The 26,994-nt window shown below is 59.6% G+C and carries 23 protein-coding genes and 1 riboswitch; of the genes, 13 read left to right on the plus strand and 10 right to left on the minus strand.

What is annotated here, in order from left to right; translation table 11 throughout:
- Positions 1-181: 181 nt before the first annotated feature.
- From MDHKLMBL_RS11930 to MDHKLMBL_RS11945, 4 genes are all read right to left on the minus strand, one after another.
- Positions 182-1,249, minus strand: a complete 1,068-nt coding sequence (locus MDHKLMBL_RS11930) for a putative urea ABC transporter substrate-binding protein (protein ID WP_104270869.1) — start codon at positions 1,247-1,249, stop codon at positions 182-184.
- A gap of 70 nt (positions 1,250-1,319) precedes the next feature.
- Positions 1,320-4,946: an urea carboxylase gene (uca, locus tag MDHKLMBL_RS11935; RefSeq protein ID WP_104270870.1), complete on the minus strand. Its 3,627-nt coding sequence runs from the start codon at positions 4,944-4,946 to the stop codon at positions 1,320-1,322.
- On the minus strand, positions 4,937-5,575 hold the full coding sequence (locus MDHKLMBL_RS11940; RefSeq protein WP_104270871.1) for an urea amidolyase associated protein UAAP2: 639 nt from the start codon (positions 5,573-5,575) through the stop codon (positions 4,937-4,939). Before MDHKLMBL_RS11940 ends, uca begins: the two co-directional genes overlap by 10 nt.
- Before the next feature lie 12 nt (positions 5,576-5,587).
- Positions 5,588-6,313 (minus strand): urea amidolyase associated protein UAAP1, encoded by a 726-nt coding sequence (locus MDHKLMBL_RS11945; protein ID WP_104270872.1) that lies wholly within the window; start codon positions 6,311-6,313, stop codon positions 5,588-5,590.
- A gap of 57 nt (positions 6,314-6,370) precedes the next feature.
- Positions 6,371-6,477, minus strand: a riboswitch (guanidine-I (ykkC/yxkD leader).
- Between the two features lie 376 nt (positions 6,478-6,853).
- Between MDHKLMBL_RS11945 and exaC the strand changes: the two genes are divergently transcribed.
- A complete protein-coding gene (gene exaC / locus MDHKLMBL_RS11950) occupies positions 6,854-8,374 on the plus strand; it encodes an acetaldehyde dehydrogenase ExaC (protein WP_008171025.1) in 1,521 nt (506 codons plus the stop codon).
- A 185-nt stretch (positions 8,375-8,559) separates the two neighbouring features.
- Here exaC and MDHKLMBL_RS11955 read toward each other — a convergent pair whose 3' ends face one another.
- The 3 genes from MDHKLMBL_RS11955 to acuR are packed head-to-tail and all read right to left on the minus strand — an operon-like array spanning position 8,560 to position 10,852.
- Complete coding sequence (locus tag MDHKLMBL_RS11955) at positions 8,560-9,138, minus strand: peroxidase-related enzyme (protein ID WP_092030402.1); 579 nt, start codon at positions 9,136-9,138, stop codon at positions 8,560-8,562.
- A gap of 44 nt (positions 9,139-9,182) precedes the next feature.
- On the minus strand, positions 9,183-10,166 hold the full coding sequence (acuI, locus tag MDHKLMBL_RS11960) for an acrylyl-CoA reductase (NADPH) (protein WP_008171033.1): 984 nt from the start codon (positions 10,164-10,166) through the stop codon (positions 9,183-9,185).
- A gap of 44 nt (positions 10,167-10,210) precedes the next feature.
- Positions 10,211-10,852 carry an acrylate utilization transcriptional regulator AcuR gene (gene acuR / locus MDHKLMBL_RS11965; RefSeq protein ID WP_014578351.1) on the minus strand — a complete coding sequence of 214 codons (642 nt, stop codon included), beginning with the start codon at positions 10,850-10,852 and terminating at the stop codon, positions 10,211-10,213.
- A gap of 277 nt (positions 10,853-11,129) precedes the next feature.
- On the opposite strand from acuR, the gene pqqA reads away from it, so the two are divergent.
- From pqqA to MDHKLMBL_RS12025, 12 genes are all read left to right on the plus strand, one after another.
- Positions 11,130-11,201 (plus strand): pyrroloquinoline quinone precursor peptide PqqA, encoded by a 72-nt coding sequence (gene pqqA, locus MDHKLMBL_RS11970; RefSeq protein ID WP_007153157.1) that lies wholly within the window; start codon positions 11,130-11,132, stop codon positions 11,199-11,201.
- A 53-nt stretch (positions 11,202-11,254) separates the two neighbouring features.
- Complete coding sequence (pqqB, locus tag MDHKLMBL_RS11975; RefSeq protein ID WP_053113099.1) at positions 11,255-12,184, plus strand: pyrroloquinoline quinone biosynthesis protein PqqB; 930 nt, start codon at positions 11,255-11,257, stop codon at positions 12,182-12,184.
- The gene (pqqC, locus tag MDHKLMBL_RS11980; RefSeq protein ID WP_008171038.1) at positions 12,181-12,936 is read left to right on the plus strand and encodes a pyrroloquinoline-quinone synthase PqqC; all 756 of its coding nucleotides are present in this window, start codon (positions 12,181-12,183) and stop codon (positions 12,934-12,936) included. The genes pqqB and pqqC overlap by 4 nt, the downstream gene beginning before the upstream one ends.
- Positions 12,936-13,211 carry a pyrroloquinoline quinone biosynthesis peptide chaperone PqqD gene (gene pqqD / locus MDHKLMBL_RS11985; protein ID WP_008171040.1) on the plus strand — a complete coding sequence of 92 codons (276 nt, stop codon included), beginning with the start codon at positions 12,936-12,938 and terminating at the stop codon, positions 13,209-13,211. Before pqqC ends, pqqD begins: the two co-directional genes overlap by 1 nt.
- The gene (gene pqqE / locus MDHKLMBL_RS11990; protein WP_104270873.1) at positions 13,208-14,344 is read left to right on the plus strand and encodes a pyrroloquinoline quinone biosynthesis protein PqqE; all 1,137 of its coding nucleotides are present in this window, start codon (positions 13,208-13,210) and stop codon (positions 14,342-14,344) included. The genes pqqD and pqqE overlap by 4 nt, the downstream gene beginning before the upstream one ends.
- Positions 14,310-16,232, plus strand: coding sequence for a S9 family peptidase (locus MDHKLMBL_RS11995; RefSeq protein WP_008171043.1), 1,923 nt, complete (start codon positions 14,310-14,312; stop codon positions 16,230-16,232). The genes pqqE and MDHKLMBL_RS11995 overlap by 35 nt, the downstream gene beginning before the upstream one ends.
- Before the next feature lie 44 nt (positions 16,233-16,276).
- Complete coding sequence (gene ercA, locus MDHKLMBL_RS12000) at positions 16,277-17,440, plus strand: alcohol dehydrogenase-like regulatory protein ErcA (protein WP_008171044.1); 1,164 nt, start codon at positions 16,277-16,279, stop codon at positions 17,438-17,440.
- The gene (locus tag MDHKLMBL_RS12005) at positions 17,424-19,190 is read left to right on the plus strand and encodes a PAS domain-containing hybrid sensor histidine kinase/response regulator (RefSeq protein ID WP_008171045.1); all 1,767 of its coding nucleotides are present in this window, start codon (positions 17,424-17,426) and stop codon (positions 19,188-19,190) included. The genes ercA and MDHKLMBL_RS12005 overlap by 17 nt, the downstream gene beginning before the upstream one ends.
- A gap of 115 nt (positions 19,191-19,305) precedes the next feature.
- The gene (locus MDHKLMBL_RS12010) at positions 19,306-21,096 is read left to right on the plus strand and encodes a CotH kinase family protein (RefSeq protein WP_104270874.1); all 1,791 of its coding nucleotides are present in this window, start codon (positions 19,306-19,308) and stop codon (positions 21,094-21,096) included.
- Positions 21,093-21,851, plus strand: a complete 759-nt coding sequence (locus MDHKLMBL_RS12015) for a polyphosphate polymerase domain-containing protein (RefSeq protein WP_104270875.1) — start codon at positions 21,093-21,095, stop codon at positions 21,849-21,851. Before MDHKLMBL_RS12010 ends, MDHKLMBL_RS12015 begins: the two co-directional genes overlap by 4 nt.
- Complete coding sequence (locus MDHKLMBL_RS12020) at positions 21,835-22,419, plus strand: DUF4956 domain-containing protein (protein WP_104270876.1); 585 nt, start codon at positions 21,835-21,837, stop codon at positions 22,417-22,419. Before MDHKLMBL_RS12015 ends, MDHKLMBL_RS12020 begins: the two co-directional genes overlap by 17 nt.
- Positions 22,409-23,533: an OprO/OprP family phosphate-selective porin gene (locus tag MDHKLMBL_RS12025; RefSeq protein ID WP_053113090.1), complete on the plus strand. Its 1,125-nt coding sequence runs from the start codon at positions 22,409-22,411 to the stop codon at positions 23,531-23,533. The genes MDHKLMBL_RS12020 and MDHKLMBL_RS12025 overlap by 11 nt, the downstream gene beginning before the upstream one ends.
- Here the strand turns inward: MDHKLMBL_RS12025 and MDHKLMBL_RS12030 are convergent.
- Genes MDHKLMBL_RS12030 through MDHKLMBL_RS12040 form a run of 3 tightly spaced genes read right to left on the minus strand, consistent with a single transcriptional unit; the run spans position 23,505 to position 26,991 of the window.
- A complete protein-coding gene (locus MDHKLMBL_RS12030; RefSeq protein WP_008171053.1) occupies positions 23,505-24,875 on the minus strand; it encodes a sensor histidine kinase in 1,371 nt (456 codons plus the stop codon). The two genes, MDHKLMBL_RS12025 and MDHKLMBL_RS12030, sit on opposite strands and share 29 nt — an antisense overlap.
- Entirely contained in the window at positions 24,872-25,513 is a 642-nt protein-coding gene (locus MDHKLMBL_RS12035; protein ID WP_039881850.1) for a helix-turn-helix transcriptional regulator, read from the minus strand. The genes MDHKLMBL_RS12030 and MDHKLMBL_RS12035 overlap by 4 nt, the downstream gene beginning before the upstream one ends.
- Positions 25,513-26,991: a response regulator gene (locus tag MDHKLMBL_RS12040; RefSeq protein WP_104270877.1), complete on the minus strand. Its 1,479-nt coding sequence runs from the start codon at positions 26,989-26,991 to the stop codon at positions 25,513-25,515. Before MDHKLMBL_RS12040 ends, MDHKLMBL_RS12035 begins: the two co-directional genes overlap by 1 nt.
- Between the last annotated feature and the right edge of the window lie 3 nt (positions 26,992-26,994).

Consider the following 26,994-nt stretch of genomic DNA (forward strand, 5'->3'; position numbering starts at 1 on the left):
GTGGGCTGATGGCTTCTCCAAAACTGTGCGGAGCCATGGATGGCGGAGCCCAAGCGCCCCAGGGATGGGCCGAAGGAGCGTGTTTTGGAGAAGCCATCAGCCCACACCCATGCTCCGAAGCCCACAAAAAAGGGCACGACTAATCGTGCCCGATCCTAGCAGAGTTTTAGAAGACGATCGCTCAGATCTCCCCGTCTGCCGCCATCTGCATGTAGCTGTCGTTAAACCGAAGCTTCACATTACCGGTGTCACCCATGATCGACCCATCCGGAAACTCGATGCCGACAAAGTCCGGGCTCATGGCACCCTGACCCAGCAGCCCCTTCTCGAAGGAGAACTGGCGAACGCTGTCCATGGCGTCCAGGGCTTCATTGCTGTTAATGAAATCCACTGACATCTGCGGTTCCCAGAACATCTTCATACCGGCCAGTTGAGCCTCATAACCGGCCTGGTCGGTGCCGGAGAGCTCTCCGAGAAATGCTCGCGCTTCCTGACCTTCTTCACTATCGGAGGCGAGGATGTTCATGGTTTCGTACCAGGCACCTACAAGCGCCTTGCCCAGCTTCGGGTTGTCGGCCAGGGTTTCCGTGTTCACCAGCGTCAGATCCTTGATGTGACCCGGAATCTGACTGGAATCGAACAATTTGGTCGCGCCCGGGTAGGCTTCCACTTCCGCCAGCAGCGGGTTCCAGGTAGCCACATGGCGGACATCGTCGGTCTGGAACGCGGAAACCAGATCGGCATCGGAAATGTTCACCACGCTCAGATCACGCTCTTCGAGACCGACGCTTGCCAGTGCCCGTGCCAGAAGATAGTGCGATACGGAGAGCTCAACCAGGTGAACGGTTTCACCCTCCAGCTCTTCGATGGTCTTGGCATCCTTGGATACGAGGCCGTCGTTACCATTGGAGTAGTCGCCCACGATAAGCGCAGTCGTGTCCACGCCGGAGGCGGCCGGAATCGACAGGCCATCCATGCTAGTGGCTACCACACCGTCAAACTGGCCGGCGGTGTACTGGTTGATGGACTCGATGTAGTCGTTCACCTGCACGATATCCACCTCGATATCGTACTTGTCCGCCCACTTCTTCATGATTCCGTAGTCCTCGGCATACTGCCAGGGCACCCAGCCGGCATAGATGGTCCAGGCGATGCTGAAGGAATCCTTTTCCTGGGCCATTGCACCCATGGACAGGGAGGCCGTGAACAGACCGGCCGCCAGACGTTTGGTGATGTCGCGTGTATTCATGGTGTCTCTCCTCGGGCCTTGCCCGTGTTTGCAGGTTTGGTCTTTCTTCAGTTTTTTGGGGTTGCTGGCATTACTCGGTAATCTCTTCGACAATCACGACCGGCGTTCCGGGCGAGACCGCCTGTCCCGCTTCCCGGCGCACGTCTACCACGCGTCCGGTTACGGGGCTCAGTAATTCGATTTCCATTTTCATGGATTCAATAACCGCCACCGGCCGCTGGGCATCGATGGTGTCGCCTGGCTTGACCAGGCACTCCCAGAGGTTACCGGCTACGTGGCTTTCCACCGCGTGCTGGCCTGCTGGCAGGTTGGCAATGTCGTCTTCGCCGGTGTCCTCGATCGGTGCTTCGGAGCTGAAGTTGATTTGGCCCGACTCGATCCAGCGCTGCAGCTCCTCATCGAAGGCCCGTTTGCGCTTGGCTGTGAAGGTCTGAATTTCGTCGTCGTTGTTCGCCAGAAACTGCTCGTAGTCCTTCAGATTGAAGCGGGTTTCCTCGACCTTTATCGGGTAGTCGCCATTGGGAAAGTCCCGCCGGATTTGTTGCAGTTCTTCGGCACGGACCTCGTAGAAGCGCACCTGGTCAAAGAAACGGAGCAGCCAGGGCTTGCCGGGCTCGAACAGGTCGGTCGTGCGGTAGCGGTTCCACATCTGCAGGGTGCGACCAACAAACTGGTAACCGCCCGGGCCTTCCATGCCGTAGATGCACAGGTAGGCGCCGCCGATGCCTACGGAATTTTCCGCGGTCCAGGTCCGGGCCGGGTTGTATTTGGTGGTCACCAGCCGGTGCCGGGGATCCAGCGGGGTAGCGACCGGCGCGCCCAGATAAACGTCGCCCAGGCCCATCACCAGATAGGTTGCCTCGAAAAGCGTCTTTTTTACCTCATCGATGCCGTCCAGTCCGTTGATGCGGCGGATGAACTCCAGGTTGCTCGGGCACCAGGGGGCATCCTTGCGCACCGACTGCATGTATTTCGCGATGGCGGTCTGGCAGGCTTCGTCATCCCAGGACAGGGGCAAATGAACGATGCGCGCGGGCACATCCCACTCGGGCTGTTTTTCCAGTTCCTTTTCGGCGCCGATCAGCAGATCCAGCAGCGTGCGCTGGTTCAGTTTCTGGCTATCGTAATGCACCTGCAGGGATCGGATGCCGGGGGTCAGTTCCAGAATGGCATCGTGATTCTGCTCGCGCAGCCACAGCATCAGCGCATGGGCGCGGAAGCGCAATCGGATATCCAGCTCCATTGGGCCGTATTCCACCAGCACGTAGTTGTCGCCGGCGGCCCGATAAACCACGCCGGTTTCGTGTTCATCGTCACTGAGTGACGCCAGAATCGGAGAGGTTGGCGTGATCGGTTTGATATGGGCGGTCGCTGCGGTCAGGGTGGCGATGGACTCGTCGAGGGCTTCCCGCAGGGCCACAGCCTGGTCCTGACTTACCGGAACAAATCTAACCTTGTCACCGGCTTTCAGCTGGCCCAGTTTCCACAGGTCAGCGCTGATGACCGTCACCGGGCAGACAAAGCCGCCCAGGCTGGGGCCATCGGGACCGAGAATCACCGGCATATCGCCGGTGAAATCCACGGTGCCCACGGCGTAAGCGTTGTCGTGAATGTTGGACGGATGCATGCCGGCCTCTCCGCCGTCACTGCGTGCCCACTGCGGTTTCGGGCCAATAAGTCGTACGCCGGTGCGGCTCGAGTTGTAGTGAATCTCCCAATCGCTGGCGAAGAAGGTGTCAATATCTTCGTCAGTAAAATAATCCGGCGCGCCATGAGGCCCATAGGTAACGTGCAGTTTCCAGGTCTTGCCGATGGTCGGTTTAAGTTCTGCTGGCAACGTGGTCAGGGGGGCAGGTTCCGAATCTGCCAGCGCCAGCACATCGCCGGCCCGCAAGGCGCGACCACAGTGGCCGCCAAACTGGCCAAGGGTAAAGGTGCTGCAGGAGGTCAGATACTCGGGGCAGTCCAGCCCACCGCGGAACAGCATGTAGGCCCGGGCGCCGTCCGCCGTGGTGGCGCCCAGCTTCAGGGTAGCGCCGGCGGGCACGTCGATCACCTGCCAGGAAGCCATGGGCTGATCATCCAGTGTGGCGTCCAGCTGGGCGCCCGTCAGCGCAATCTGGGTGGCGCGGTTGAAAGTGAGCACCGGCCCCTTAAGGGTGATTTCCAGGCCTGGAGCCCCTTCCGGATTACCCAGCAGTCGATTGCCAAGCCGGAACGAATAATTGTCGAAAGGACCCGACGGTGGTACGCCAATTTCCCAGTAGCCGATGCGCCCGGGGTAGTCCTGGATGGTGGTCAGGGTGCCGCCACTGAGCACATCCACGGTGGCCGGCTGGTAATCGAATTCGTTCAGGGTTCGAGTAAACAGTCTGCCCTCGGCAAAGCGTGGGTCGTCCAGCACCTGGTGCACGTATTTCAGGTTGGTCTCGATGCCATAGAGCTGACTGTCGTCGAGTGCCTGCATCAACCGCTGACGGGCAGACTCGCGATCGGCCTCATGCACAATCACCTTGGCGAGCATGGGATCATAGAGCGGCGACACCTCTGTGCCCGGCTGAATCCAGGTATCGATTCGCAGGCCATCCTCGTCGGGCCAGGCCACGTTGGTGAGCAGACCGGCGCCGGGCTGGAAATCCTTGTTGGGGTCTTCCGCATAGATCCGGGCCTGGATGGCGTGGCCAGAAGGCGCAAGTTTGCTGCCCAGTTTCGCCAGGTCGGGCAGGGTGCCTGCGCCCAGTTCCACCATCCATCGGACCAGGTCTACGCCATAAACCTGCTCGGTCACACCGTGCTCCACCTGTAAGCGGGTATTCACTTCCAGGAAGTAGAACTCGGTGGTGTCCGGGTCGTAGATAAACTCCACGGTGCCGGCGCTGCGGTAGCCCATGCTTTCACCCAGCTGACGGGCTGTCGCGTGCATGCGGGAGCGGACGTCGTCAGATAGCCCTGGCGCCGGAGCTTCCTCGATCACTTTTTGGTTGCGACGCTGGGCCGAGCAGTCACGCTCGCCCAGTGCCAGCACCTGACCTTCGCCATTGCCAAACAGCTGCACTTCCACATGGCGGGCGTGTTCCACGAATTTTTCCAGGAACACGCCGCTGTTGCTAAAGTTGTTCTGGCTCAGGCGCTGGACCGACTCGAAGCTCTTGCTGAGATCGTCCGGGCCGTAGCAGCGGGACATGCCAATGCCGCCACCGCCGGCGGTGCTTTTCAGCATCACCGGGTAGCCGATGGTGTCGGCGGCTTTTAGCGCTTCCTCCAGATTAGTCAGCAAGCCGCTGCCTGGTAGCAGTGGTACGCCGGCGCTTTCAGCCAGTGACCGTGCCGTATGCTTGAGACCGAATTGCTCCATCTGCTCGGGTGTCGGGCCCAGGAAGACCACGCCTTCGGCGTCACAGCGTCGGGCAAAATCGGCGTTTTCGCTCAGGAAGCCGTAGCCGGGGTGGATGGCGCCGGCACCGCTCTTGCGGATTACCTCGAACAGTTTGTCCTGATCCAGGTAAGTGGTCGCTGCCGGGCCGTCTCCCAGGGAATACGCCTCGTCCGCCTGCCGTACGTGAAGCGAATCGGAATCCGCTTCGGCGTAGACGGCAACCGAGGTCAGCCCCATGTCACGCAGCGTGCGAATAACCCGGCAGGCGATGGCGCCGCGGTTGGCGATCAGGACCTTTGAGAATCTGCCGCTCAGCTCCATACCAGCACCTCAATCGGTGTCGGGTTCCAGCCGTTGCACGGATTGTTGAGCTGCGGGCAGTTGGAGATCATCACCAGAACGTCCATCTTCGCTTCCAGCTCCACGTATTTGCCGGCATCGGAAATCCCGTCCGCGAAGGTGAGTCCGCCGTCGGCCGTGACCGGGACATTCATGAAGAAGTTGATGTTGTGGGTGATGTCCCGTTTGCTCATGCCCAGTTCTTCGTGTTCGGTGACGGCCACCAGCCAGCTGTCCCGGCAGGCGTGCATGCACTTTTTCTCAAGGGCATAACGGGTTGTGTTGCTCTCGGCCGCACATGCACCGCCCAGGGTGTCGTGACGGCCGCAGGTGTCGGCGGTGATTTCCAGCATCACGTTGTTTTCAGAAGACATCAGCTTCGAGCCAGCCGTCAGGTAGACGTTGCCCTGCTCGCGGATGGTGTCGACGGCGCTGTAGCGTTCGGTCGGATTATGGGCGTTGTAGAACAGGGTGTCGGCGGCCTGGTTGCCCTCCAGATCCAGAATCCGGATGGTTTCGCCGGCGTTCACCACTTTCAGGAAATACTCGCCTGCCGGTACGGTTTCACGGAAGGCGGCGTCTTCAGGCTTCAATACGCTTTGCTTGATCATGTCCGGCCTCCGTTACTGGAACAGGTGGTACAGGGCGTTATTGGCGAAGGCCCGGGTGGCCTCGGGGGACGACGTCTTGCAGGGATCGGCATCGGTTACCGGGGCCGCCTTGAACAACTGGTACCGCAGCGGATGGCTGGGGTACTCGCTGGCCGGGTTCATCGGATGCGGGCAGGTGTGCAGCACTACGATGGTGTCCATCTCAAAGCGCAGGTCGACGGTGGCGCCGGCGTGGGAGTGGCCCTCGGAGAAGGCCATGTTGCCGTCGTCATCTGTTTTTACTTTGCTGAACCAGTTCAGGTTGGCGGTCAGGTCTTTCTTGCCAAGGCCGTACTTGGCCAGTTCGTTCAGAAAGCTGTTGAAACCGTTCCGGTGGTAGTGATTATGGGCTTCCTGATACGTCTTTTTGCCCCAGCGCTTTTCCACCAGATCTGCGTTGCAGGTGCCAGCGACGGTATCGTGCCAGCCAAGATCATCGCGGATGATGGAGGCAAACACCCGGCCCATGTCCGAGAGCAGCACGTGGCCTTTGGTGAGCAGGAAGGTGTGCTGGTTCTTCAGGGTGTCCGGCATGTTGTACCGCTCGAGCGGGTTCTCGGGGTTGTACATCAACATGCCGACGTTGGTCCCGCCGGTTTCGTCAATCAGGCGCAGCACATGGCCACGGCGCACGATAAAGGACCAGTGGGATCCGCCGGGAATCAGATCGTCGTAGAGGGGGGTTGCGGTTTGCAACATGGCCTTTTCCTCCTGGTTAGGGCATTTAAAAAGCGAGAGGCGTCAGTAACTGAGCGATCCTCCCGGGCTTTTGTCCCGCCGTGTAACCTTGGAAAAGGTCGTCAACTCTCGGACCAGCCGTCTGCACGGATTGATGGCAGACCGGAACCCTAGTTGACCATTGGTCAGATTGTGGCGCGTTGATTGTGGTTTCAGTAACCGACTTCTCGCTGCGTAATGGATACTCTGCAGAGTCCATGCCAATCGCTAAATTACTGTTTTTTATTGTGGTGGGATTTGAGGTGTCTGACAGGTCTGCTTCTTGCCTGGGCGAGCGCACTGTTTTTGTGCATCGAGCAGTGCCTTTCCTGTGCATTTATTTTCGGAGAGTGATTTCGGAGCCGCGCCAATGGTGGCATGGCCTTCGAGCCATCTACTACCAAGGGAGGAGTTTTTCGCCTCCATCGCACCATTCAACTTTCCGGGTTTGGCGTCTACATTGAATGGGTAAACGCGAAAGGCCGCGTTGCCCTGCGACAAACACAACAAGAGGTCGAGATCATGATCTACGCACAACCAGGAAAGGATGGCTCCGTCGTTTCTTTCAAATCCCGTTACGAGAACTACATCGGTGGGGAGTGGGTTGCCCCGGTAAAAGGCCAGTATTTCGAGAACATCACACCGGTCACTGGCAATGTGATCTGTGAAATTCCGCGCTCCAGTGCCGAAGATATTGATCTGGCCCTGGACGCAGCGCACAAGGCGGCACCTGCGTGGGGCAGGACCTCTCCCACCGAGCGTTCCAACATCCTGCTGAAAATTGCGGACCGCATCGAGGCCAACCTCGAGAAGCTCGCAGTCGCTGAAACCTGGGACAACGGCAAGGCCGTGCGCGAAACCCTGAACGCCGACATTCCCCTCGCGGCTGATCACTTCCGCTACTTCGCGGGTTGTCTTCGTGCCCAGGAAGGCCACATGGGCGAGATCGACCACAATACCGTGGCGTACCATTTCCATGAGCCGCTGGGTGTCGTTGGCCAGATCATTCCATGGAACTTCCCGATTCTGATGGCGGCCTGGAAACTGGGCCCCTGTCTGGCTGCGGGTAACTGCACCGTGCTGAAGCCTGCCGAGCAGACGCCTGCCAGCATCCTGGTACTGATGGAAATCATTGGTGACCTGCTGCCGCCGGGCGTGCTGAACATTGTTAACGGCTACGGCATCGAGGCCGGCCAGGCCCTGGCCACCAGCAAGCGTATTGCCAAGATTGCCTTCACCGGCTCCACCCCGGTTGGCTCCCACATCCTCAAGTGCGCGGCTGAAAACATCATCCCGTCCACAGTGGAGCTGGGTGGCAAATCCCCGAACATCTACTTCTCCGACGTGATGAAGGCCGAGCCGGAATTCATCGACAAGTGCGTGGAAGGTCTGGTTCTGGCGTTCTTCAACCAGGGCGAAGTCTGCACCTGTCCGTCACGGGCGCTGGTCCAGGAAGACATGTTCGAAGAGTTCATGCAGAAGGTGGTTCAGCGCACCAAGTCGATCAAGCGTGGCAACCCGCTGGACACCGATGTTCAGGTAGGTGCCCAGGCGTCGAAAGAACAGTTCGACAAGATCATGTCCTACCTGGCCATTGGTAAGGAAGAGGGCGCTGTGGTGCTGACTGGCGGCGACCGCGAGCATCTGGATGAAGAGTTCAACAATGGCTTCTACATCCAGCCCACCCTGTTCAAGGGTGACAACAAGATGCGCGTGTTCCAGGAAGAAATCTTCGGACCGGTCGTGGGCGTTACCACCTTCAAGACCGAGGAAGAAGCCCTGGCCATCGCCAACGACACCGAGTTTGGTCTGGGTGCCGGTGTATGGACCCGCGACACCAATCTCGCCTACCGGATGGGCCGCAACATCCAGGCCGGTCGGGTGTGGATGAACTGTTACCACGCCTACCCGGCTCACGCAGCCTTCGGTGGTTACAAGAAGTCTGGCGTTGGCCGTGAAACCCACAAGATGGCGCTCGAGCACTATCAGCAGACCAAGTGCATGCTGACCAGCTACGACACCAACCCGCTGGGTTTCTTCTGAATCAATGAGCGGTAAGCGGGCCTCCCACACGGGCCCGCCTGTGAGTCAGCACAGCGGATGTGCACCTTCATTCCCCGGTGTCTGGCCGGGGCGACTCTCTGACGAGAGTTCGGGTTTTTCTGTCACTCTCTTTTGGCCCTTCCCAGGGCCTTTTTTATTGGGGCGGATTTTGGTGTCAATGCGCTTTATCGCCCCAGTGAGTAGAACTCTGCGTTAGGCCGCATGTTTGTCACGTTTGCCATCCGATTGGAAAGCCCGAAGAACGCGGCGATGCCGGAGATGTCCCAGATATCCTCGTCGTTGAAACCATGACGTTTGAGTTCCTCAAAGTCCGCGTCACTCACTTCTTGGGCTTGTTGCGAAACCTTTATGGCGAAATCAAGCATGGCTTTCTGGCGTTCAGTGATGTCGGCCTTTCGGTAGTTCACGGCGACCTGGTCTGCGATCTCCGGGTTCTTTTCACGGATGCGCAGAATAGCGCCATGGGCCACCACGCAGTACTGGCACTGGTTCAGGTTGCTGGTAGCGACCACGATCATCTCGCGTTCGCCCTTGGTGAGGTTGCTGTCTTTTTCCATCAGGGCATCGTGGTAATCAAAGAAGGCACGAAACTCGGCGGGGCGATGTGCCAGTACCAGAAAGACATTGGGGATAAACCCCGACTTTCCCTGAACGGCAAGAATCTTCTCCCGGATGTCCGCCGGGAGTGATTCAAGCGACGGAACCGGGAATCGGCTTATTGGTTGTTCGTTGGACGAGCTCATAACAATTCCTTTAATGGCGGTTTTATGGTTCAAGAAGTTTCGGTTCAGCCTGCGACCGGTACGACGATACGCCCACGAACCTTGCCGTCCAGCAGTTGGCTCGCACCTTCGATGGCGTCTTCAAAGGGTATTTCCGTGATCATGCGCTCGAGCAGATCGATGTCGAGATCCTCCGACAGGCGCTTCCAGGCTTCGAGTCGCTCAGCTTTGGGCGCCATCACGCTGTCCACGCCACACAAGGTCACACCCCGAAGAATGAACGGGGCAACGGTGGACGGGAAGTCCATGCCGGCCGCCAGACCACAGGCTGCGACGACGCCACGGTATTTCATGCCGGCACAGACATTGGCCAGCACCTGTCCACCGGCCACATCAATGGCGCCGGCCCAGGTCTCGCGCACCAGGGGTTTGCCTGGTTCACTCAGCTCAGCGCGATCGAGGGTGTTTCCGGCCCCCAACGACTTCAGATAGTCTGCTTCCTCGGATCGGCCGGTCACCGCGGTCACGGAATAACCCCGCTTGGCCAACAGCGCCACCGCAATGCTTCCAACGCCGCCGGTTGCCCCGGTCACCAGGATGTCGCCGGAATCAGGTGTTACGCCATTCTTTTCCAGTGCCATGACACAAAGCATGGCGGTATAGCCGGCGGTGCCAATGGCCATGGCCTGTCGAGGAGAAAACGCCTTGGGCAGAGGAATCAGCCAGTCACCGGAAACACGGGCTTTCTCGGCCAGGCCGCCCCAGTGTTTCTCGCCAACGCCCCACCCGTTCAAGACAACCGGGTCGCCTGCCTTGAAGTCTGCATGCGTGGAGCTTGATACGGTGCCGGCAAAGTCGATGCCTGGAATCATCGGGTACTGTTTCACGATCGGTGACTTTCCGGTGATGGCCAGAGCATCCTTGTAGTTCAAGGTTGAGAAGGCTATATCCACGGTAACGTCGCCTTCCGGCAGTTCCGATTCTTCTATGGATGTCAGTGACACTTTTTGGTCGCCGCGTGATCCTTCAATGAGTATGCCTTTAAACATGTTGCCTCCGTGTTTGGGTAATGAGGATGGTTTTTCGTCCCGGGTCATGAGCCGCGAAGTAGCGACAAAAATCCCTGGGCGAACCGATCCAGTGGTTCTGGGGATTGATCCAGCTTTGCGCGCAACACCGCGCCCTCCCAACCAATCCAGAAGAAGTGCGCCATCTGATCGCACTTTAGATCCTTGGAAATCTCACCGGCCTGCTGGGCCTCTCTCAATACCCCAGCGGTGCGGCACTCCCAGTCCGTGAAAACGTCCTGTAACAGAACACGGAAACCCTCGGGCAGGGCGGTCATTTCCTGTCCCAGATTGCCGATCAGGCAGCCGCGGCGATACTCGAACCTGGCCATGCCCGTTTTGGCATCCTCAACAAACGCTTCGAGCCGCTGCAGGGGAGTGAGGGCGCGATCTTCAAACCAGCGATCAAGTTTGCGCGCAAAATAGCGGCCGTAGGCTTCGATCAGGATCCGGCCGAAGGCTTCTTTATTGTCGAAGTAGTGGTAGAAGGAGCCTTTCGGTACGCCGGCTTTGCGAAGTATTTCGTCGATGCCGGTGGAGGAGTAACCCTTCTCCGTCAGCACTGACAGGCCCACGGTGATGAGCGTTTCCCGGGTATCCCTGAAATCGGCATTTTCAGTCTTCGGGGGGCGGCCCCGTTTTCGCTTGATGTCTGCTGTCTGGTTCATCGTCTTGACTCAATTTAGACCGATCGTCTATTTAATTATCAGAATAAACTAGACTGGTCGTCTAATAAAATCAAGTGAAGTTGCTATGGGGTGCAGCCAGGGCGGAATGGGATTCGCTCTCCCAAGTGGGAGCGATGCTACTTTGTGGTGGCCAAAAACAGTTCCAAAGTACCATATTGGCCCCTTGCCCCGGCCGATAGGATGGGAACTGGGTTATCGGCAATGTCGTTGATTCACCCTCAATGCGCTAACAATCATGACAATAGAGGTGAGCATTATGTGGACCAAACCAGCCTACGAAGATCTCCGCATCGGTTTCGAAGTCACCATGTACTTCGCCAATCGCTGAGTGCTGAAGCGGCCAGCCTCGAGCTGGCCGTTTTGCTTGTGGAGTGACCCACCATGTTGATTCACGTTCTGGGCTCCGCTGCAGGCGGTGGCTTTCCCCAGTGGAACTGTAACTGCGCCAACTGCGACGGCTTCCGGAAGGGTACCCTGAACGCCCGGGCCCGTACCCAGTCTTCCATTGCCATCAGTGAAGACGGCGAGCACTGGATCCTGTTTAACGCGTCCCCCGACATTCGCGCCCAGTTGGCTTCCTTCGAAGCGATGCAGCCGGCACGTGCTTTAAGGGATACCGGCATTGATGCCATTGTGCTGATGGACAGCCAGGTGGACCACACCACCGGCCTGCTGTCCCTGCGCGAGGGTCTTCCGATGGATGTCTGGTGTACCGAACAGGTGCATGAAGACCTCAGCGGTGGTTTTCCGCTGTTCACCATGCTCAAGCACTGGAACGGTGGCCTGAACTGGCAGCGCATCGAGGCATCCGAGCAGACGCCTTTTGCCATTCCCTGCGCACCGTCCATCGAGCTGACCGCCATTCCGCTGCTGAGCAACGCACCCCCGTATTCACCGCGCCGGGACAACCCGCATCCGGGCGATAACATTGGCCTGTTCCTGAAAGACACCCGCACCGGTCAGACAGTCCTTTATGCCCCGGGCCTCGGCGAGCCGGACGACCGTATTCTCGGCTGGATGCGCCAGGCCGACGTGCTGATGGTGGACGGGACCGTCTGGCACGACGACGAGATGATCCGCCAGGAAGTAGGCACCAAGACCGGCCAGGCCATGGGTCATCTGGCCCAGAGCGGCCCGGGTGGCATGATCGAGGTGCTCGACACCATGCCGGCCCAGCGCAAGATCCTGATACACATCAACAACACCAACCCGATCCTGAACGAGGACTCCCCGGAGCGGGCGGAGCTGACCCGCCACGGCATCGAGGTGTCCTGGGATGGAATGCACATCGACCTTTCGGGGCAGCCATGAACGCCAAAGCCAACACCGCCATGAATCGGACGGATTTCGAGCAGGCCCTGCGCGCCAAGGGCCAGTACTACCACATCCACCACCCGTACCATAAAGCCATGTACGGCGGGCAGTGCACGCCCGAACAGATCCGCGGCTGGGTGGCCAACCGGTACTACTACCAGATCAAGATTCCCCAGAAAGACTCCGCCATCATGGCCAACTGCCCGGACGCTGGTGTGCGCCGGCTCTGGCTGCAGCGGATTCTGGATCACGATGGCCACGACGGCGATGTCGGCGGCATCGAAGCCTGGTTGTCCCTGGCCGAGGCGGTGGGCCTTAGCCGGGAAGAGGTGATTGACCAGCGCCACGTTTTGCCGGGTGTCCGCTTTGCCGTGGACGCCTACCTGAACTTCGCCCGCCGGGCGACCTGGCAGGAGGCGGCCTGTTCGTCACTGACCGAGCTGTTTGCCCCGGAAATCCACCAGTCCCGACTGGACAGCTGGCCCGCCCACTATCCGTGGATTGAAGAGAGCGGCTACAGCTACTTCCGCAAGCGTCTGTCCGAAGCCAGAAGAGACGTGGAACATGGCCTGACCATTACCCTCGACCACTTCACCACAGAGGCACAGCAGGCCCGGGCCCTGGAGATTCTTCAGTTCAAGCTGGACATCCTCTGGACCATGTTGGATGCCATGACCATGGCCTACGGCCATCGCACCCCGCCGTACCATACCGTGACCGACGAACAGGTCTGGCACCGGGGGCTGTAATGGAGGTGGGTATGAATGAGGTGCCGCGTTTTCGTCGAGGGTTCCGGTTCCAGTGGGAGCCGGCCCAGGAGAGTTATGTGCTGCTTTATCCGGAAGGAATGGTGAAGCTCAATGGCAGTGCCGGTGCCATTCTCAATCAAGTGGACGGCCAGCGTACCGTGGCCGACATCGTCGCCAGTCTGGAGCAGCAGTTCCCCGACGCCGGCCCGCTTGGCAAGGACGTCAGCGAATTTTTGCAGGACGCCCGGCACCAACACTGGATTGAACTGTCATGAGCACGACCAACCCCCACAACGCCGGGCCGCCCCTGTGGCTGCTGGCAGAGCTGACCTATCGCTGCCCGCTGCAATGCCCCTATTGCTCCAATCCGCTGGACTTTGCGCAAACCCAACAGGAGCTGACCACCGAGGAGTGGGTGAGTGTGCTTCGACAGGGCCGCACGATGGGGGCGGCGCAACTGGGTTTTTCCGGCGGCGAGCCCCTGGTCCGCCAGGACCTCGCGGAGCTGATCGCCGAGGCGCGGCACCTGGGGTATTACACCAACCTGATTACTTCAGGGCTGGGCCTGACGGAGGCCAAGGTGGATGCCTTTGCCGAGGCGGGGCTGGATCATATCCAGGTGAGCTTTCAGGCGTCCGATCCGGAACTGAACAACGCCGTGGCCGGCTCCCGAAAGGCCTTTGACCAGAAGCTGGCCATGGCCCGGGCGGTGAAGGAAGCCGGCTATCCCATGGTGCTCAACTTCGTGATCCACCGCCACAACATCCACCAGATGAACGACATCATGGATTTGTGCGAGCGCCTGGGGGCGGACTACGTCGAGCTGGCCACCTGCCAGTATTACGGCTGGGCCTTCGAAAACCGGGAAGGGTTGATGCCTTCCAAAGCGCAGCTGGTGAAGGCAGAGCAGGAAGTGAACCGGTACCGGGAACGGCTGCAGCAATCCGGTTCGGCCATGAATCTGATCTTTGTGACACCGGACTATTACGAAGAGCGCCCGAAAGCCTGTATGAACGGCTGGGGTAATCTGTTCCTGACCGTGGCCCCGGATGGCACCGCACTGCCGTGCCACAGCGCCCGTTTGCTGCCCATCGACTTTCCCAATGTCCGAGACATGGATCTGCAAAACATCTGGTACGACAGCCCGGGGTTCAACCACTACCGCGGCGACACCTGGATGCCCGAGCCTTGCCGTTCCTGCGATGAGAAGGAGAAGGACTTCGGTGGCTGTCGCTGTCAGGCCTATCTTTTGACGGGCAAAGCGGATAACGCAGATCCAGTATGCAGCAAATCGTCGTATCATGATCGAATACTGGCAGCGAGGAAAGCTGCCGATCATGCCACGGCCGGCCTGACTGAACTGGTATATCGAAATGCGGATAATTCACGGCTTTTCTTCCGGGGTTAACAACTCCGCCATCAAGCCTGCACTGGTCGGCCATCACCACGACAAAACGGTACTGAGTGCCTACGAGGCCTGCTCGGCGCATGTCCAGCGTGGGGAACTTGCGGTGGCCCCGGCGGGTGTGTTCTGGCTGGAGACGGATCCGGCACGCGGCTGCAATACGCTCTGGCACCTTTCCGATCAGGGGCCTGTTCGCCTTGGACCTGATGATCTTGGCATCCGCAGCCGGGTAAATGGCTATGGTGGTGGCGCCCTGGCGGCTGCCGACAGCGGTGTGTTCGTGGTTGGCGAGGATCAACAGATACGGTTTGTCAGTCTGCCCGACGGCCAGTGCCACAACCTGACCGATGACCCCGGAGCGGCCTATGGTGGGTTGGTCGCTGACCAGTCCCGTCGACGGGTGCTCGCGGTACGGGAAGCAGAGGGCAAGCAGCAGCTGGTTGCCGTCTCCATGCTGGGCGAGCGTTCGGTGCTTCATTCCGGCCTGGATTTTTACAGCGCGCCGGCGGTCTCGGCCGATGGCAGTCAGGTTGCCTGGACCAGCTGGCAGTTGCCGGATATGCCCTGGCTGCGTTCACGGCTGTGGACCGCAAATTGCTCTGAAGATGGATTGCTGGATCAAGGCCGGGAATGGCCCACACCTTCTGAGGCGTCGGTACAGCAGCCGGTGTTCGATGGCAACCAACTCTGGGTTTTGTCAGACCACGGGGGTTGGTGGCAACCCTGGCATATTGATACTTCGGGCGAGGGCGCTTGGCACGCCACCGAATCGCCAGCCCGGGATCATGGCAACGCGCCCTGGCAGTTGGGTGAATCCCACCACTGCCCGACAGGCAGTGGCAGTTGGGCCCGGGTTCGTTACTGCAATGGGACCGGCGAGCTCTGGCTAAGCTCCGGCGAAACGGGTGAAGCAATCCGGGTTGCCCGGGGCTTTGGCGACTTCCGATGTCTGCAGTCGGCTGGCGAGCATCTTTACTGCATCGGGCGAGCCGCCACCCGCCTGGACGCGGTCCTCCAGATTGATCTCGAGACCGGCCAGGCCCGCACCATTGCCGGGGGCGAGGAGGCCATGCCAGAGCCGCGGGCGGCACTGCCGCTGGATATCGAGATTCCGGCTCTGAACCCGGGTGAAGCTTCTATCCACGGATTTTTCTACACTCCGAAGCTGGCCACGCCAGACGTCCCTCCACTGATTCTGATTGCTCACGGAGGACCCACTTCGGCGGCCTATCCGGTGTTCAATCCCCAGGTTCAGTACTGGTGTCAGCGGGGCTTTGCCGTCGCTGAAATCAACTATCGAGGCAGCACCGGCTTTGGTCGTGAGTTCCGCCTGGCCCTGGAAGGTCGGTGGGGTGACGTGGATGTCGCGGATATGGAACGGGCGGCAGACCACCTTGCCTCCTTCGGCCTGGCTGATGGGAGACGGGTGTTTATCCAGGGTCGCAGCTCCGGGGGTTACACGGCCCTGATGGCGATGATCCGGAGCAGGCGTTTCACCGCTGGCGCGAGCATGTTCGGCGTAACGGATCCCATGCGTTTACGGGCCATGACCCATCGGTTTGAATCCGGTTATCTGGATTGGCTACTGGGGTCGCCAGAAAAATACCCGGAGCGGTGGCAGGAGAGAACGCCCCTGTTGCACGCCGAACGCATTACCGCGCCCATGATCTTTTTCCAGGGCGGACAGGACCGGGTTGTGGTGCCTGAGCAGACCCGGGCAATGACCGAGGCCATGAAAGCCGCGGGCAGGGCGCCGGAGCTGCACTGGTTTGAAGACGAGGGGCATGGTTTCCGGCGACAGGCCAATCAGGCCGGTATGCTCGAATGGATGTTCAGCTTCTACCGAAAGCATAGCCAAAAGGCCAATGATCAGGCGGAGAACTTGAGTTAAACTCTCGGCTATTCCTATAACAACAAACGGTCGAGTGCAGTCTGATGAGTCACGATATATCCAGCTTGCGAAAGTTTGTCTCACCGGAAATCGTATTTGGTGCCGGCTCCCGGAAGTCCGTGGCCAACTTCGCCAGTAATTTCGGTGCCCGGCATGTCTTTCTGGTGTCCGATCCGGGTGTGGCTGCCGCCGGTTGGGTCGATGAGATCGTGACGCTGCTGACCGATGCAGGTATCCGCTCCACCGTTTATACCGGTGTTTCACCAAACCCCAAGGTGGATGAGGTGATGACCGGGGCCGAGCTCTACAAATCCAGTGAATGTGATGTCATTGTCGCCATCGGTGGCGGCAGCCCCATGGACTGCGCCAAAGGCATCGGTATCGTCGCCACTCATGGTCGCAGCATCCTGGAGTTCGAGGGCGTCGACACCATCACCAATCCGTCACCGCCCCTGATCCTGATTCCGACCACGGCGGGCACCTCGGCGGATGTTTCCCAGTTCGCGATCATTTCCGACCCGAACCGCCGTTTCAAATTTTCTATCATCAGCAAGGCCGTTGTGCCAGATGTGTCCCTGATCGATCCGGAAGTTACCGAGACCATGGACGCCTACCTCACCGCCTGCACCGGCGTTGATGCCCTGGTGCACGCCATCGAGGCTTACGTATCCACGGGCAGCGGCCCGCTGACGGACACCCATGCGCTTGAAGCGATCCGGCTGATCAACCGGAATCTCGAGCCGCTGGTGGACAACACGGCAGATCCCTATCTCCGGGAGCAGATCATGCTGGCCTCCATGCAGGCAGGGCTGGCGTTCTCCAATGCCATTCTCGGGGCAGTACACGCCATGTCCCACAGCCTGGGTGGTTTCCTGGATTTGCCTCATGGTCTGTGTAATGCGCTGCTGCTGGAGCACGTGGTGGCTTACAACTTCCAGTCTGCCGAAGATCGTTTCCGCCGCGTTGCCGAAGCCATGGATATCGATACCCGTGGAATGGCCAAGCCGGAAATCAAAAAACGGTTAATGAACCGCATTGTAGAGCTCAAGCGTCGGGTTGGGCTGGAGGCGCGTCTCGCCCAGCTGGGTGTTTCGGTGTCCGACATTCCCCACCTGTCCGGCTTTGCGTTGCAGGACCCGTGCATTCTCACCAACCCCCGGAAGTCGTCGCTGCGGGATGTCCAGGTTGTCTATGAAGAAGCCCTCTGACAGCAAGGATGGCGAACAGGACAGTAGCTACGGAATTGGCGATCTTCTCGGGCTGGGCAGCCAGTCCGTCCGCAAGAACTATTACCCGGCTCTGCAGGAACGCATTGACGAGCTGGAGCAGGAACGCAACCGCTACAAATGGCTTTTCGAGAACGCGCTGCACGGTATCTTCCAGGCCAACCTGCGGGGCGGCTTTCTGGCCTGCAACCCGGCGATGGCGAGAATCTGCGGTTATGACAGCCCCGAGGCGCTCACGGAAAAGGTCATCCGGCTCCGTGAACAGTTGTTCTGCAGTTCCAGTGAATTCGATGCCATACGTCAGGAGCTTCTCGACGAGGGCAGTCTGAGTGCCCGGGAAACCCGTTTCCAGCGTGCTGATCGCACGCCGGTCCACGTTGCTGTCACCCTGCTGCGACGCCCGGACCTCGGACCGGAAGTGGTGGAAGCCTTCGTTGCCGACATAACCGAGCGAGTGTTGGCCCGGCAGAAACTGGAGCAGTTGAACGCCACCCTTGAGCGGCGCGTGGAAGAGCGGACCGAAGCACTGCAGAATGCCAATGTGGGCCTGCGCTACCAGATTGAGGAGCGCGAGAAGGTTGAGCGCGAGCTCTTTGTTGCCATGGAGGCCGCCAAAGAGGCCAACCGCAGCAAGGATAAATATCTCGCGGCGGCCAGCCATGACCTGCTTCAGCCGCTGAATGCAGCCCGGCTGATGATATCCGCGCTCCAGGACAGCACGCTGCCGGAACAGGAAACCCGCATGGTGCACCAGGTACATCGGGCTCTGGAGGGCGCCGAAGACCTGCTGGCGGACCTGCTGGATATCTCCAAGCTCGACCAGCAGGCAATGAAGCCTGATCTGGTTTATACCGATGTGGCCGCCCTGGCCAGATCCCTCGGGGAGGAGTTCGAGGCCGTTGCCAGCAATGCCGGCCTCGGGTTCCGGGTACGCACCATTCCGGCGATGGTGCGAACAGATCAGCGCATGCTGACCCGTATCCTCCGAAATCTGCTCAGCAACGCCTTCCGGTACACCCGCAAGGGCGGTGTTGTCATGGCGTTGAGATCCCGCGGCGACCGTCTGCGGATTGAAGTCTGGGATACCGGTGTTGGCATCGAGGAAGACAAGCTCCGGGACATTTTCACCGAGTTTCACCAGCTGTTGCCCCAGGGCACCGGCGGCCGGCAGGGTGTGGGCCTGGGGCTGGCCATCGTGGAACGGATGGTTCGGGTGCTGGGGTACGACATTGATGTGTCATCACGGCCCGGTCGTGGCTCCCGCTTCGTGCTGACCCTGCCGCTTGAACCCGCTCAGGCCAGACCGGATATGGCCCGTACAGATTCGCTCCAGAATTTCGCCGATGGCTTTGACGGTGTGCCGGTGCTGGTGATCGACAACGAGCCGGCGGTTCTGGAGAGCATGCAGTTGCTGCTGGAGCGTTGGGGCTGTGATGTGCTCACAGCCGCCAGCAAGGCAGAGGCCGTGGAGGCTCTCGAGCAAACCGGCCAGATACCGGCCCTTATCCTTGCGGACTATCACCTGAACAATGAGCGAACCGGTTACGATGCAGTTCACGGGGTTCGCCGCCACCTTGGTCGTGATATTCCCGCCGCCATCATTACCGCAGATCGCAGCGATGACACCCGCAAGATACTGCGCGCCCAGTACCTGCCAATACTGAACAAGCCGGTGAAACCGAACCGGCTCAGGGCCCTGATGACCAGCCTGCTGACCTCTGCCTCGGCCTGACCCCTTCTCGCCAGTCCTGTAAGACCTTCTTACATACACTCTGAAGCGCTTCGCGAAATACTCCCTCAACCGGTCTCCGATACCGGCAGGTTTCAAACATCTGAGGGAGTAACAGATGAAAACAACAACGATTGGCCGGAAAGCCGGCAGTGGATTTGGGCATTGGTGGCTGGCAATGATCGGCGCTGTGCTATTGGCCGGTTGCGGCGGTGGGGGCGGCGAGACGGAGGTGTCCAGCCCCTCGGATTTCGAACCCCCGGCGGAGCCCGTGAACATAGGGGGCGATGTCGAGCTTTATGATCCCGAGCGGCTGATTGATGTGTCGCTCACCATGAGCTCCGCCGATTTCAGCAAACTGAAATCGGAAGCCCGAACCCTGGCCAGCACCGACCGGGAATGTGTGCCCGAGTTCGAATACACGGAATTCACGGCCAGCGTCACCATCGACGGTGACCGCATGGACCGGGTGATCGTGCGCAAGAAGGGCTACATGGGCTCCCTGAGCCCCAGTATCCCCTCTCTCAAGCTGGACTTTAACGATCTCTGGCCTGGTCGCACCTATCAGAACATGACCCGGATGACCCTGAACAATAACCGCCAGGACCCCTCCAATGCCCGCCAGTGCATGGCCTATGACCAGTTCCGGCAGGCCGGGCTCGCGGCGCCGAAATGCAATTACGCCAGAGTGTCTGTCAATGGCGAGGATCTGGGTGTGTTTACCAATGTCGAGCCTATCAAGAAGCCCTTTCTGGCACGGGCATTCGGGGACGACGACGGTAACCAGTACGAAGCCCAAACGGCGGACTTCGGTACCTGGCTGAGCGAACGTTTTGAGAAAAAGACCAACGAAAAAGAAAACGACCGAACTGACCTGCAGGCCGTTACCGATGCTCTGGCCTTGCCCGATGAGCAGATGGTGAATGTATTGCCGCAGCTGGTGGATGTGGATGAATTCATCCGGTTCTGGGCGGTGGAAACCCTGTTGGGCGCCTGGGATTCCGCCACTGGCAACGCCAACAATTTCCACATCTATCGGGACCCCGGAGACGGCCTGTTCCATTTTATTCCCTGGGGCGCTGATACGGCCTTTCGTGGGGCGCATCCCCTGAGGCCGCTCACGGGGGTGCTATACCGCAACTTCTCGCTGGCGGACCGGCTTTTCAGCATTCCCGAGTACCGGGCGCGCTATGAGGCCGAGCTTGAAGACCTGCTGGCCACCCAGTGGGATGAGGCCGATTTGCTGGCGGAAGTGGAGCGGATACGTGAACTCACCGGCACCAGCGCGGAGGCGACGGCCAGCCTGAATGCCTTCATTGGTGGCCGCGGCGTGGCCGGTGATGACGATTTCCGGCCTGCGCGTCGAGCTGTTATTGAACAGGCCATCGCCGAGGAGACGCCCTCCGGGGAAGTGTACCGGCTTGCGGACACGCAACCGGATTGCAGCGTGCCGGCGACAACCAGCCTGACCGGCACCATCAAGTCCGAGGACGGTGCCGACACAGGTGCCTTCCGCTTCACGCTGCCCGGAGGTCGGGCGGTGAACGCGAGCCTGACTTTTGCCGCCTTCGAGGTGGACAGCCTGGTTTACTCGGTTGATCGCGAATCAAAGCCGGCGGTGATCAGCCTCCTGCTGATTGGCGCGGATATCAACGACAACTTCACGCCCTATGTGCTGCAACTGTTTATCGAGGCATCCGATTACGTGCCGGGCACACACGAGTTCCATGGCTTTGCCACCAACGCTCTGTTGTTTGAGGTGGATGAAAGCCAGCCCGGGGATGTGCGCACCCTGGCCCTTGGCGCAGAGGGCAGTATTACTGTCATCGGGGTGGGATCCGGGGCCAGTGAGGGCGACGTGGAACTGAGCCTGAACGCCACCCTGGAATACGATTCGGCGATTCGATGAACATGGCTGTCGCCAGCCCGCTGGAAGGATTCCGCGGGCATTGTCTGGCCGAACAGATGCAGGCCCGTTTGATGAATCGGGTCGACACCAAGTTTCTGGTGCCTGCATACCTGCTGGATGCCTGTCTGCGTGGATTGGAGCACCATTACTCCATCCTGGAGATCGACGGGCGCCGGCGGTTCACCTACGACACCCTGTATTTCGATACACCGGAACGCCAGCTTTACCTGGATCACCACAACGGCAAGTTGAACCGGTTCAAGCTCCGCATCCGGCACTACCGTGAAACCGGGGACAGCTTCCTGGAGGTCAAGAAAAAGAACAACAGGGAGAGAACCATCAAGAACCGTTTGCCGCTGACATCGCAAACCGTTGAGAGCAGCCGGGTGGTCCCTTTCCTTGAAGAGCAATTGGGCCGACCGGTGGCAGGGATGCTGCCGGCTCTTTTTGTCGGCTACCGCCGGATGACCTTCATGAGCGCACGGGGGACCGAGCGTATTACGGTGGATACAGGGCTGGGTTTTCACTCGGCCGACCGTCGCAGCGGTCTGTGCCTGCCTGATGTTGCCGTTTTCGAGGTCAAGTACGATCGCAAGGTCCCATATTCCCCTTTCCTGGAACGTCTTGGTCAGCTCGGCTGCCGCCCCGTGCAGTTCAGCAAATACTGCATCGGCACAAGCCTGTTGTTCGGCCACGAATGCAAAACCAATCGCTTCAAACCGCTGTTAAGGAGACTTCATGGAATCTGCAGTTGATGTCCATTTTGCGATCCGGCTTTTGATCAATACCGCCTCCGTGTTTGTGCTGATTCGCTGCTACTACGCGTTTTCCCGTCACCGGGAGAATGCCGCCTCGTTCATTCTTTTTGGTGTCGGCGTTTTCCTGGTGACCGCATTGCTACATTCGGTCACCGTCACCATGGGCTTTGCCTTCGGTCTGTTCGCCGTTTTCTCAATGCTCCGGTACCGAACCGAGGCCCTGGGCATAAAAGAGATGACCTACCTGTTTCTGGTGATCGCCATGGCCCTGCTGGCAGCAGTTGGCAACATGCACCACCTGGAGCTGGTGTTTCTGAACCTGCTGGTCATCGTTCTGGCGCTGGTGCTCGAAACCCATGTGCTTTTGCCGCGACACAGTGAGAGAGAGGTGGAGTACGAAAAGATAGAGAACGTTCACCGGGACCGCCGGGAGTTGCTCATTGCGGACCTGCGAGAGCGCACCGGTCTGGATGTGTTCCGGGTGGATGTGGTGTCTGTCAGCTATCTGAGGGACACCGCCATGCTACGTATGCACTTTCGTCAGGAGGCCGATCATGCTCGCTGAGCTGAAATGGGCGTGGCTGGTGATCGGTCTGACACTGGCGTTCATGTTACAGCCTCTGCTCGCTGTGGCTTCCCCTGTCGAGGCAGAAGTGGGCGGTTACGTCGCCGCCGGTGTTGACCATTACGGGTCATTTTATGATGAAGACGGTGAGCGCAGCACAGCCCGGGGCGTCCTGAGAAATGCGAAAATTGAACTGGAACTGGCCTTGGGCAAGCGCTGGGAGGCAGAGCTGGATGGCAGCTACAAGATTGAAGGCGACAAGAAAGAGCTGGATCTGGGCGATGCCTATCTCCTGTATGACGGGGAGAGCCGTTTCGAGGCTCAAATTGGGCGCTTCAAGGAGCCTTTTGGCCTGGAACGCCTCGCCAGCTACACCAGCCTGAACACCAGCGAACGTTCGCTGGTGACCTCGGCGTTCGCACCGGGGCGTTCCATCGGTGTTATGGCGGGGCAGTACCGCAAACGCGGCACCTGGTCCCTGGGTCTGTTCACCGATGAGCCCGATGGTGGCTCCACTCACGCTATAACCGCGAGACTGACCCGTGCCCCCATTCGTTCAGAAAACCAGACCCTACATCTGGGCGCCGCGGCCTCTTATCGTGATCTTGGCGACAGCCGCTTTCAGATCAAGGATGAGGGAGAGGTGTTCAGTGCCGATAATGTCATCCGCAGCCCACGATTCGAGGCTGGTGATGCTTGGCTGGCAGGTCTCGAGGCCGCCTGGCTTTATCATCGTCTGACCCTCGTGGCGGAGGCCATGGCTCAGAGCGTGCGTCGAACCGACGGGTCACGCTGGCAGTTCGGTGGCGCCTACCTCCAGGCCGGTGTGTTCCTGACCGATGATCGGCGCTATTACAGCCGGGGTGAGTTTGACTGGATAGAGCCCCGGCACCGGGCGGGCGCCCTGGAACTGGTGGCACGGCACAGTGCTGTGGACCTGAGAGACCGGAACCTGGGCGCCGAGGCGAGTGTGACGCTGCTGGGTCTTGCCTGGTATCTGGGCGAGCTGTTCCAGCTGCGCCTGAATTACCTGATGCCGGATATTCGCGGCAATACCCTGATGGCCGTGCCGGACGGAGACGCTGTTACCCTGCGTGCTGTGCTGCGGTTCTAGGCAGCGTGAGGGTCACCTGCGTCCACTGGCCGGGTTCGCTGGTAATCGACATGTTGCCCTTGTGATGGCGCATGATGGTCTGACAGATACTGAGGCCCAGCCCCAGGTTGTCCGGTGTATCACTGGTGGAATAGAACGGATCAGTGAGCCGCTTCATATCGTCTGGCGCGATGCCCTGGCCGTTGTCCCGAATTACGATTCGATGGGCACTGTCAGCGCTTTCGGCCGTTATCTCGATTTTGCCGGGCTGCCGGTTTTTGCTCACGGCAGAGACGCCATTGAGCAGCAGGTTAACGAACACCTGGGTCAGGGCAGATGGATAGCAGGGAACGGTCGTTCCCTCCGGGATGTCAGTCTGAAGCTCGACACCTCGTAGCTGATGCTGGCAGAAGCGGGTGGCGGTGGTCACCAGTTTGCCGAGGTCTGCCGTTTCCAGGCTGTGTTCAGGGACGGGGCGGGAAAACTCGATCAGGTCAGACACAATATCGGCAATGCGTTTCTGGTGGGTGCTAGCGTCGGTCAGGGCGTCTGCGACCTCGACATCCCGGTTTACCGAGTTGGCAAAATCCACGGCCTGGCTGGCGCAGTTCAACGGGTTCATGATCTCGTGGAGCAGCCCCTTAGCCATATGGCTAAGGGCCTGATGTTTCTGTTCCTGGGCCAGTCTTTCTTCCGTTGATTTCAGGGTTTCCAAAGTGCGGGAAAGTTGTCGATTCCGGTCTCGGAGCAGGAATTGGAGCGCCAGCAGGTTGCGCAGGAACTGCGACAGGAACCAGGCCGATAGCGGTGCGACCACCAGGCACATCAGAATCAGCCAGTTGGTCAGAATGCCGATCAGGGTGTCGCTTACCTGAGTGCTGTCGACCGCCACGAACGTGGCGAGTACCAGCAGTGTCAGGTTGATCAGGATAATCACGCTGGTGTGGAACAGGGACAGGGTAATGATGCCCACGGAGCTGATGAAAAAGAACAAGCCCACGATGGGAGCGAGCGACGCGCCCGTTGTCATGTATCCCAGGTAGCTGAACGCCGCCATGTTGAAAAACACCAGGTAGACAATCATCGGCGCTGACCGGCGCAGGCGCGTGAACCGGTGAGCGGCGATCAGACCGGTCAGAATCGCGGTGTAGATGAGGTAGATACCGAATACGTCCGGTGCATCCGGGTTCAGGGCCAGGCCCCCGAGAAACAGCAGGGTACCGATAAAGGCAATCACCAGGTAAACGTCGGCGAACAGGGGCAGCACCCGGTACCGATACTGGGTGTGGTAGAAGCGTTCGAAGCGTCGCTGTCGGTAGGCGGGCAGCTGGCGGATCTGATCCATCCCGGAAAGCAGTTTCACTCGGCGGCTCCGTGTTGGTGTCGTTGCATAAAGAGAATGAGCTCGGGCAGGCGCTCGAAGCCCAATTTCACGAAAATCCGGTCCTTGTAGGAATGCACCGTCTTGCAGGAAACGCCAAGCCTGCCTGCAATATCGCGTACCGGCAGCCGGCTGGCCATCAGCTGTGCCACTTCCCGCTCCCGTCCGGACAAGGCCTGATAGGCGAGCATGGCGGCCGGTGCTGGTTCCTGCTGCCAGTTACCGACATAAACCTGCCCGTTTCGAATGTAGAAGAGCGTCTTGATCAACTCCTGCACTGGCTGGTCCTTGGACACCACGGCCTTGATGCCTGCTTCCAGATAGATCGCCATCCGCCCGCTGCTGACCGGCGTGTCCGATATCAGCAGCACGGACAATGACGGATTCACCGCCAATGCATGCTCGGCGATGGTGAGCCCGTCGTTGTCCTGCAGGTTTTCCTCAATCAGCAGTACCGAAGGGGTGGCCCTCTTTAGCCGATTGAGCGTTGCCACTCCGGTCTCCGATTCGCCAACCAGCTCGACCTCATCGTGCAAGAGGATCTGGAATAGCAGGCTGTCACGGAGCAGTCGCTGCCCCATGGTGACGTACAACCTGAGCCTGCGCTGACCTGACGCCATCAGTCTGCCCTGGCCGGCAGATGGAGACTCAATCGAAGACACTGGTCGCCTCCGGTCACGTCGATATCGCCAGCAAGCAGTCGGGTGCTTACGAAGAGCATCAGAAGAGCGCTCTGCTGCTCCAGCAGGGGGCGGGAGAGGCGGGTGATTGGCGCCAGCAGATGGCTGTACATGTGAAGTGGGCTGGCGCTGGCGACCATGAGGCCGCTTTCGGTCCGGGTCAATTCCAGAGCAGAGCGCTCCAGCCCGGAGGCCTTCATCAGGGTTGCCAGTGCCTGGCAAAGGGCCATCAACGGTGTTTGTGTTTCGCTCGTGCCTGCCGGGTTCTCCAAGGCGTTCGCGAGAGCCTGGTCAAAGGCTTGCCGGTTCTGGATGCCGTGCACGTGGCCTGGCTGAAGGGTGCTGAGCTGCCTGCCCACCATTCCGGCAAAGTCTCTTACAAGATCATGCTCAAGCGCGGTTTCCCGGCTTGCGCGCAGATGGGGTGGCTGGGCAGGAAGTGTGCGAACGGTTGCCAGGGCATCCAGAAAGTCGGCGGTGATCGGTTCGCCGGTAAAACCGTCCACTCGCTCGTTTAGATGTTCAAGCAGTCTGGCTCGTCGTTGCTGGCGAAGCTCCGCGAACTGTTGTTCTGCAATTGAGCGTGAACGGTCTCTTGCAGAGACCAGGGTGCGATGTTGGACAAGAGCCTTGCGGAAGAGCGACAGCAATTCGGCTGCGTTCCATGGCTTCTTCTGATAGCGGAAGATCCGGCCCTCGTTAACTGCATCCATGGCCACATCAACCTCGCCCCAGGCTGACGTGAGAATTCGGACAATTGTCGGGTGCGACTGGCGTAGTTCGTCCAGCAGCTCTTTGCCATGCATCCCGGGCATTCTCTGGTCTGTCATCACCACCGCGACATCGCTGTCTTTCTGCAACACGAGCTGAGCCTCTTCTGCACTGATGGCGCTCAGCACGCGGAATTCGTCCTGCATGCGCTCCAACTGCCTCGACAGATAACGGGTGGCAGTCGGTTCGTCATCCACGATCAGAATCGCCGGTTTGGGGCCCTCGTGGGCCTCGCTGGTATCCGGAGAGAAGGTTTGTCCTTCGCGGGTAAGCGCGGCTGTGAGCACGTGCGACCGGATAACATCGGGATTGACCGGCTGTTCGAAGCAGCGATCGACCAGCTGATGGTCGAGCAGTTTCACGAGGAGGTTCAGCGCAATGGCATCTCCTATGAGGATCTTCAGAATCCGGGGGTGGTGGTCCCTGGCCCGTGCCAGTAGCGACGACTCAAGATAGTCATCAGCGCGGTTCGGAAGCAGAACGATGGCGGTGGGTATGGTGGCAGCCGAGGGCAGGTAGTCGAGTGCCCCCTGGTCAGTGGCGAACGCGTGAATAACGAAATCGCTGGCAAACAAGGTTTCGAAGTGCTGTCGGTCCTGGTCGTCGTCATACCGGAGAAGGATCTCCGCCGCTCCGCTGGTCGCCATGAT

Source organism: Marinobacter flavimaris (genome assembly GCF_002933295.1).
In the GTDB taxonomy this organism is placed as follows: domain Bacteria; phylum Pseudomonadota; class Gammaproteobacteria; order Pseudomonadales; family Oleiphilaceae; genus Marinobacter; species Marinobacter flavimaris.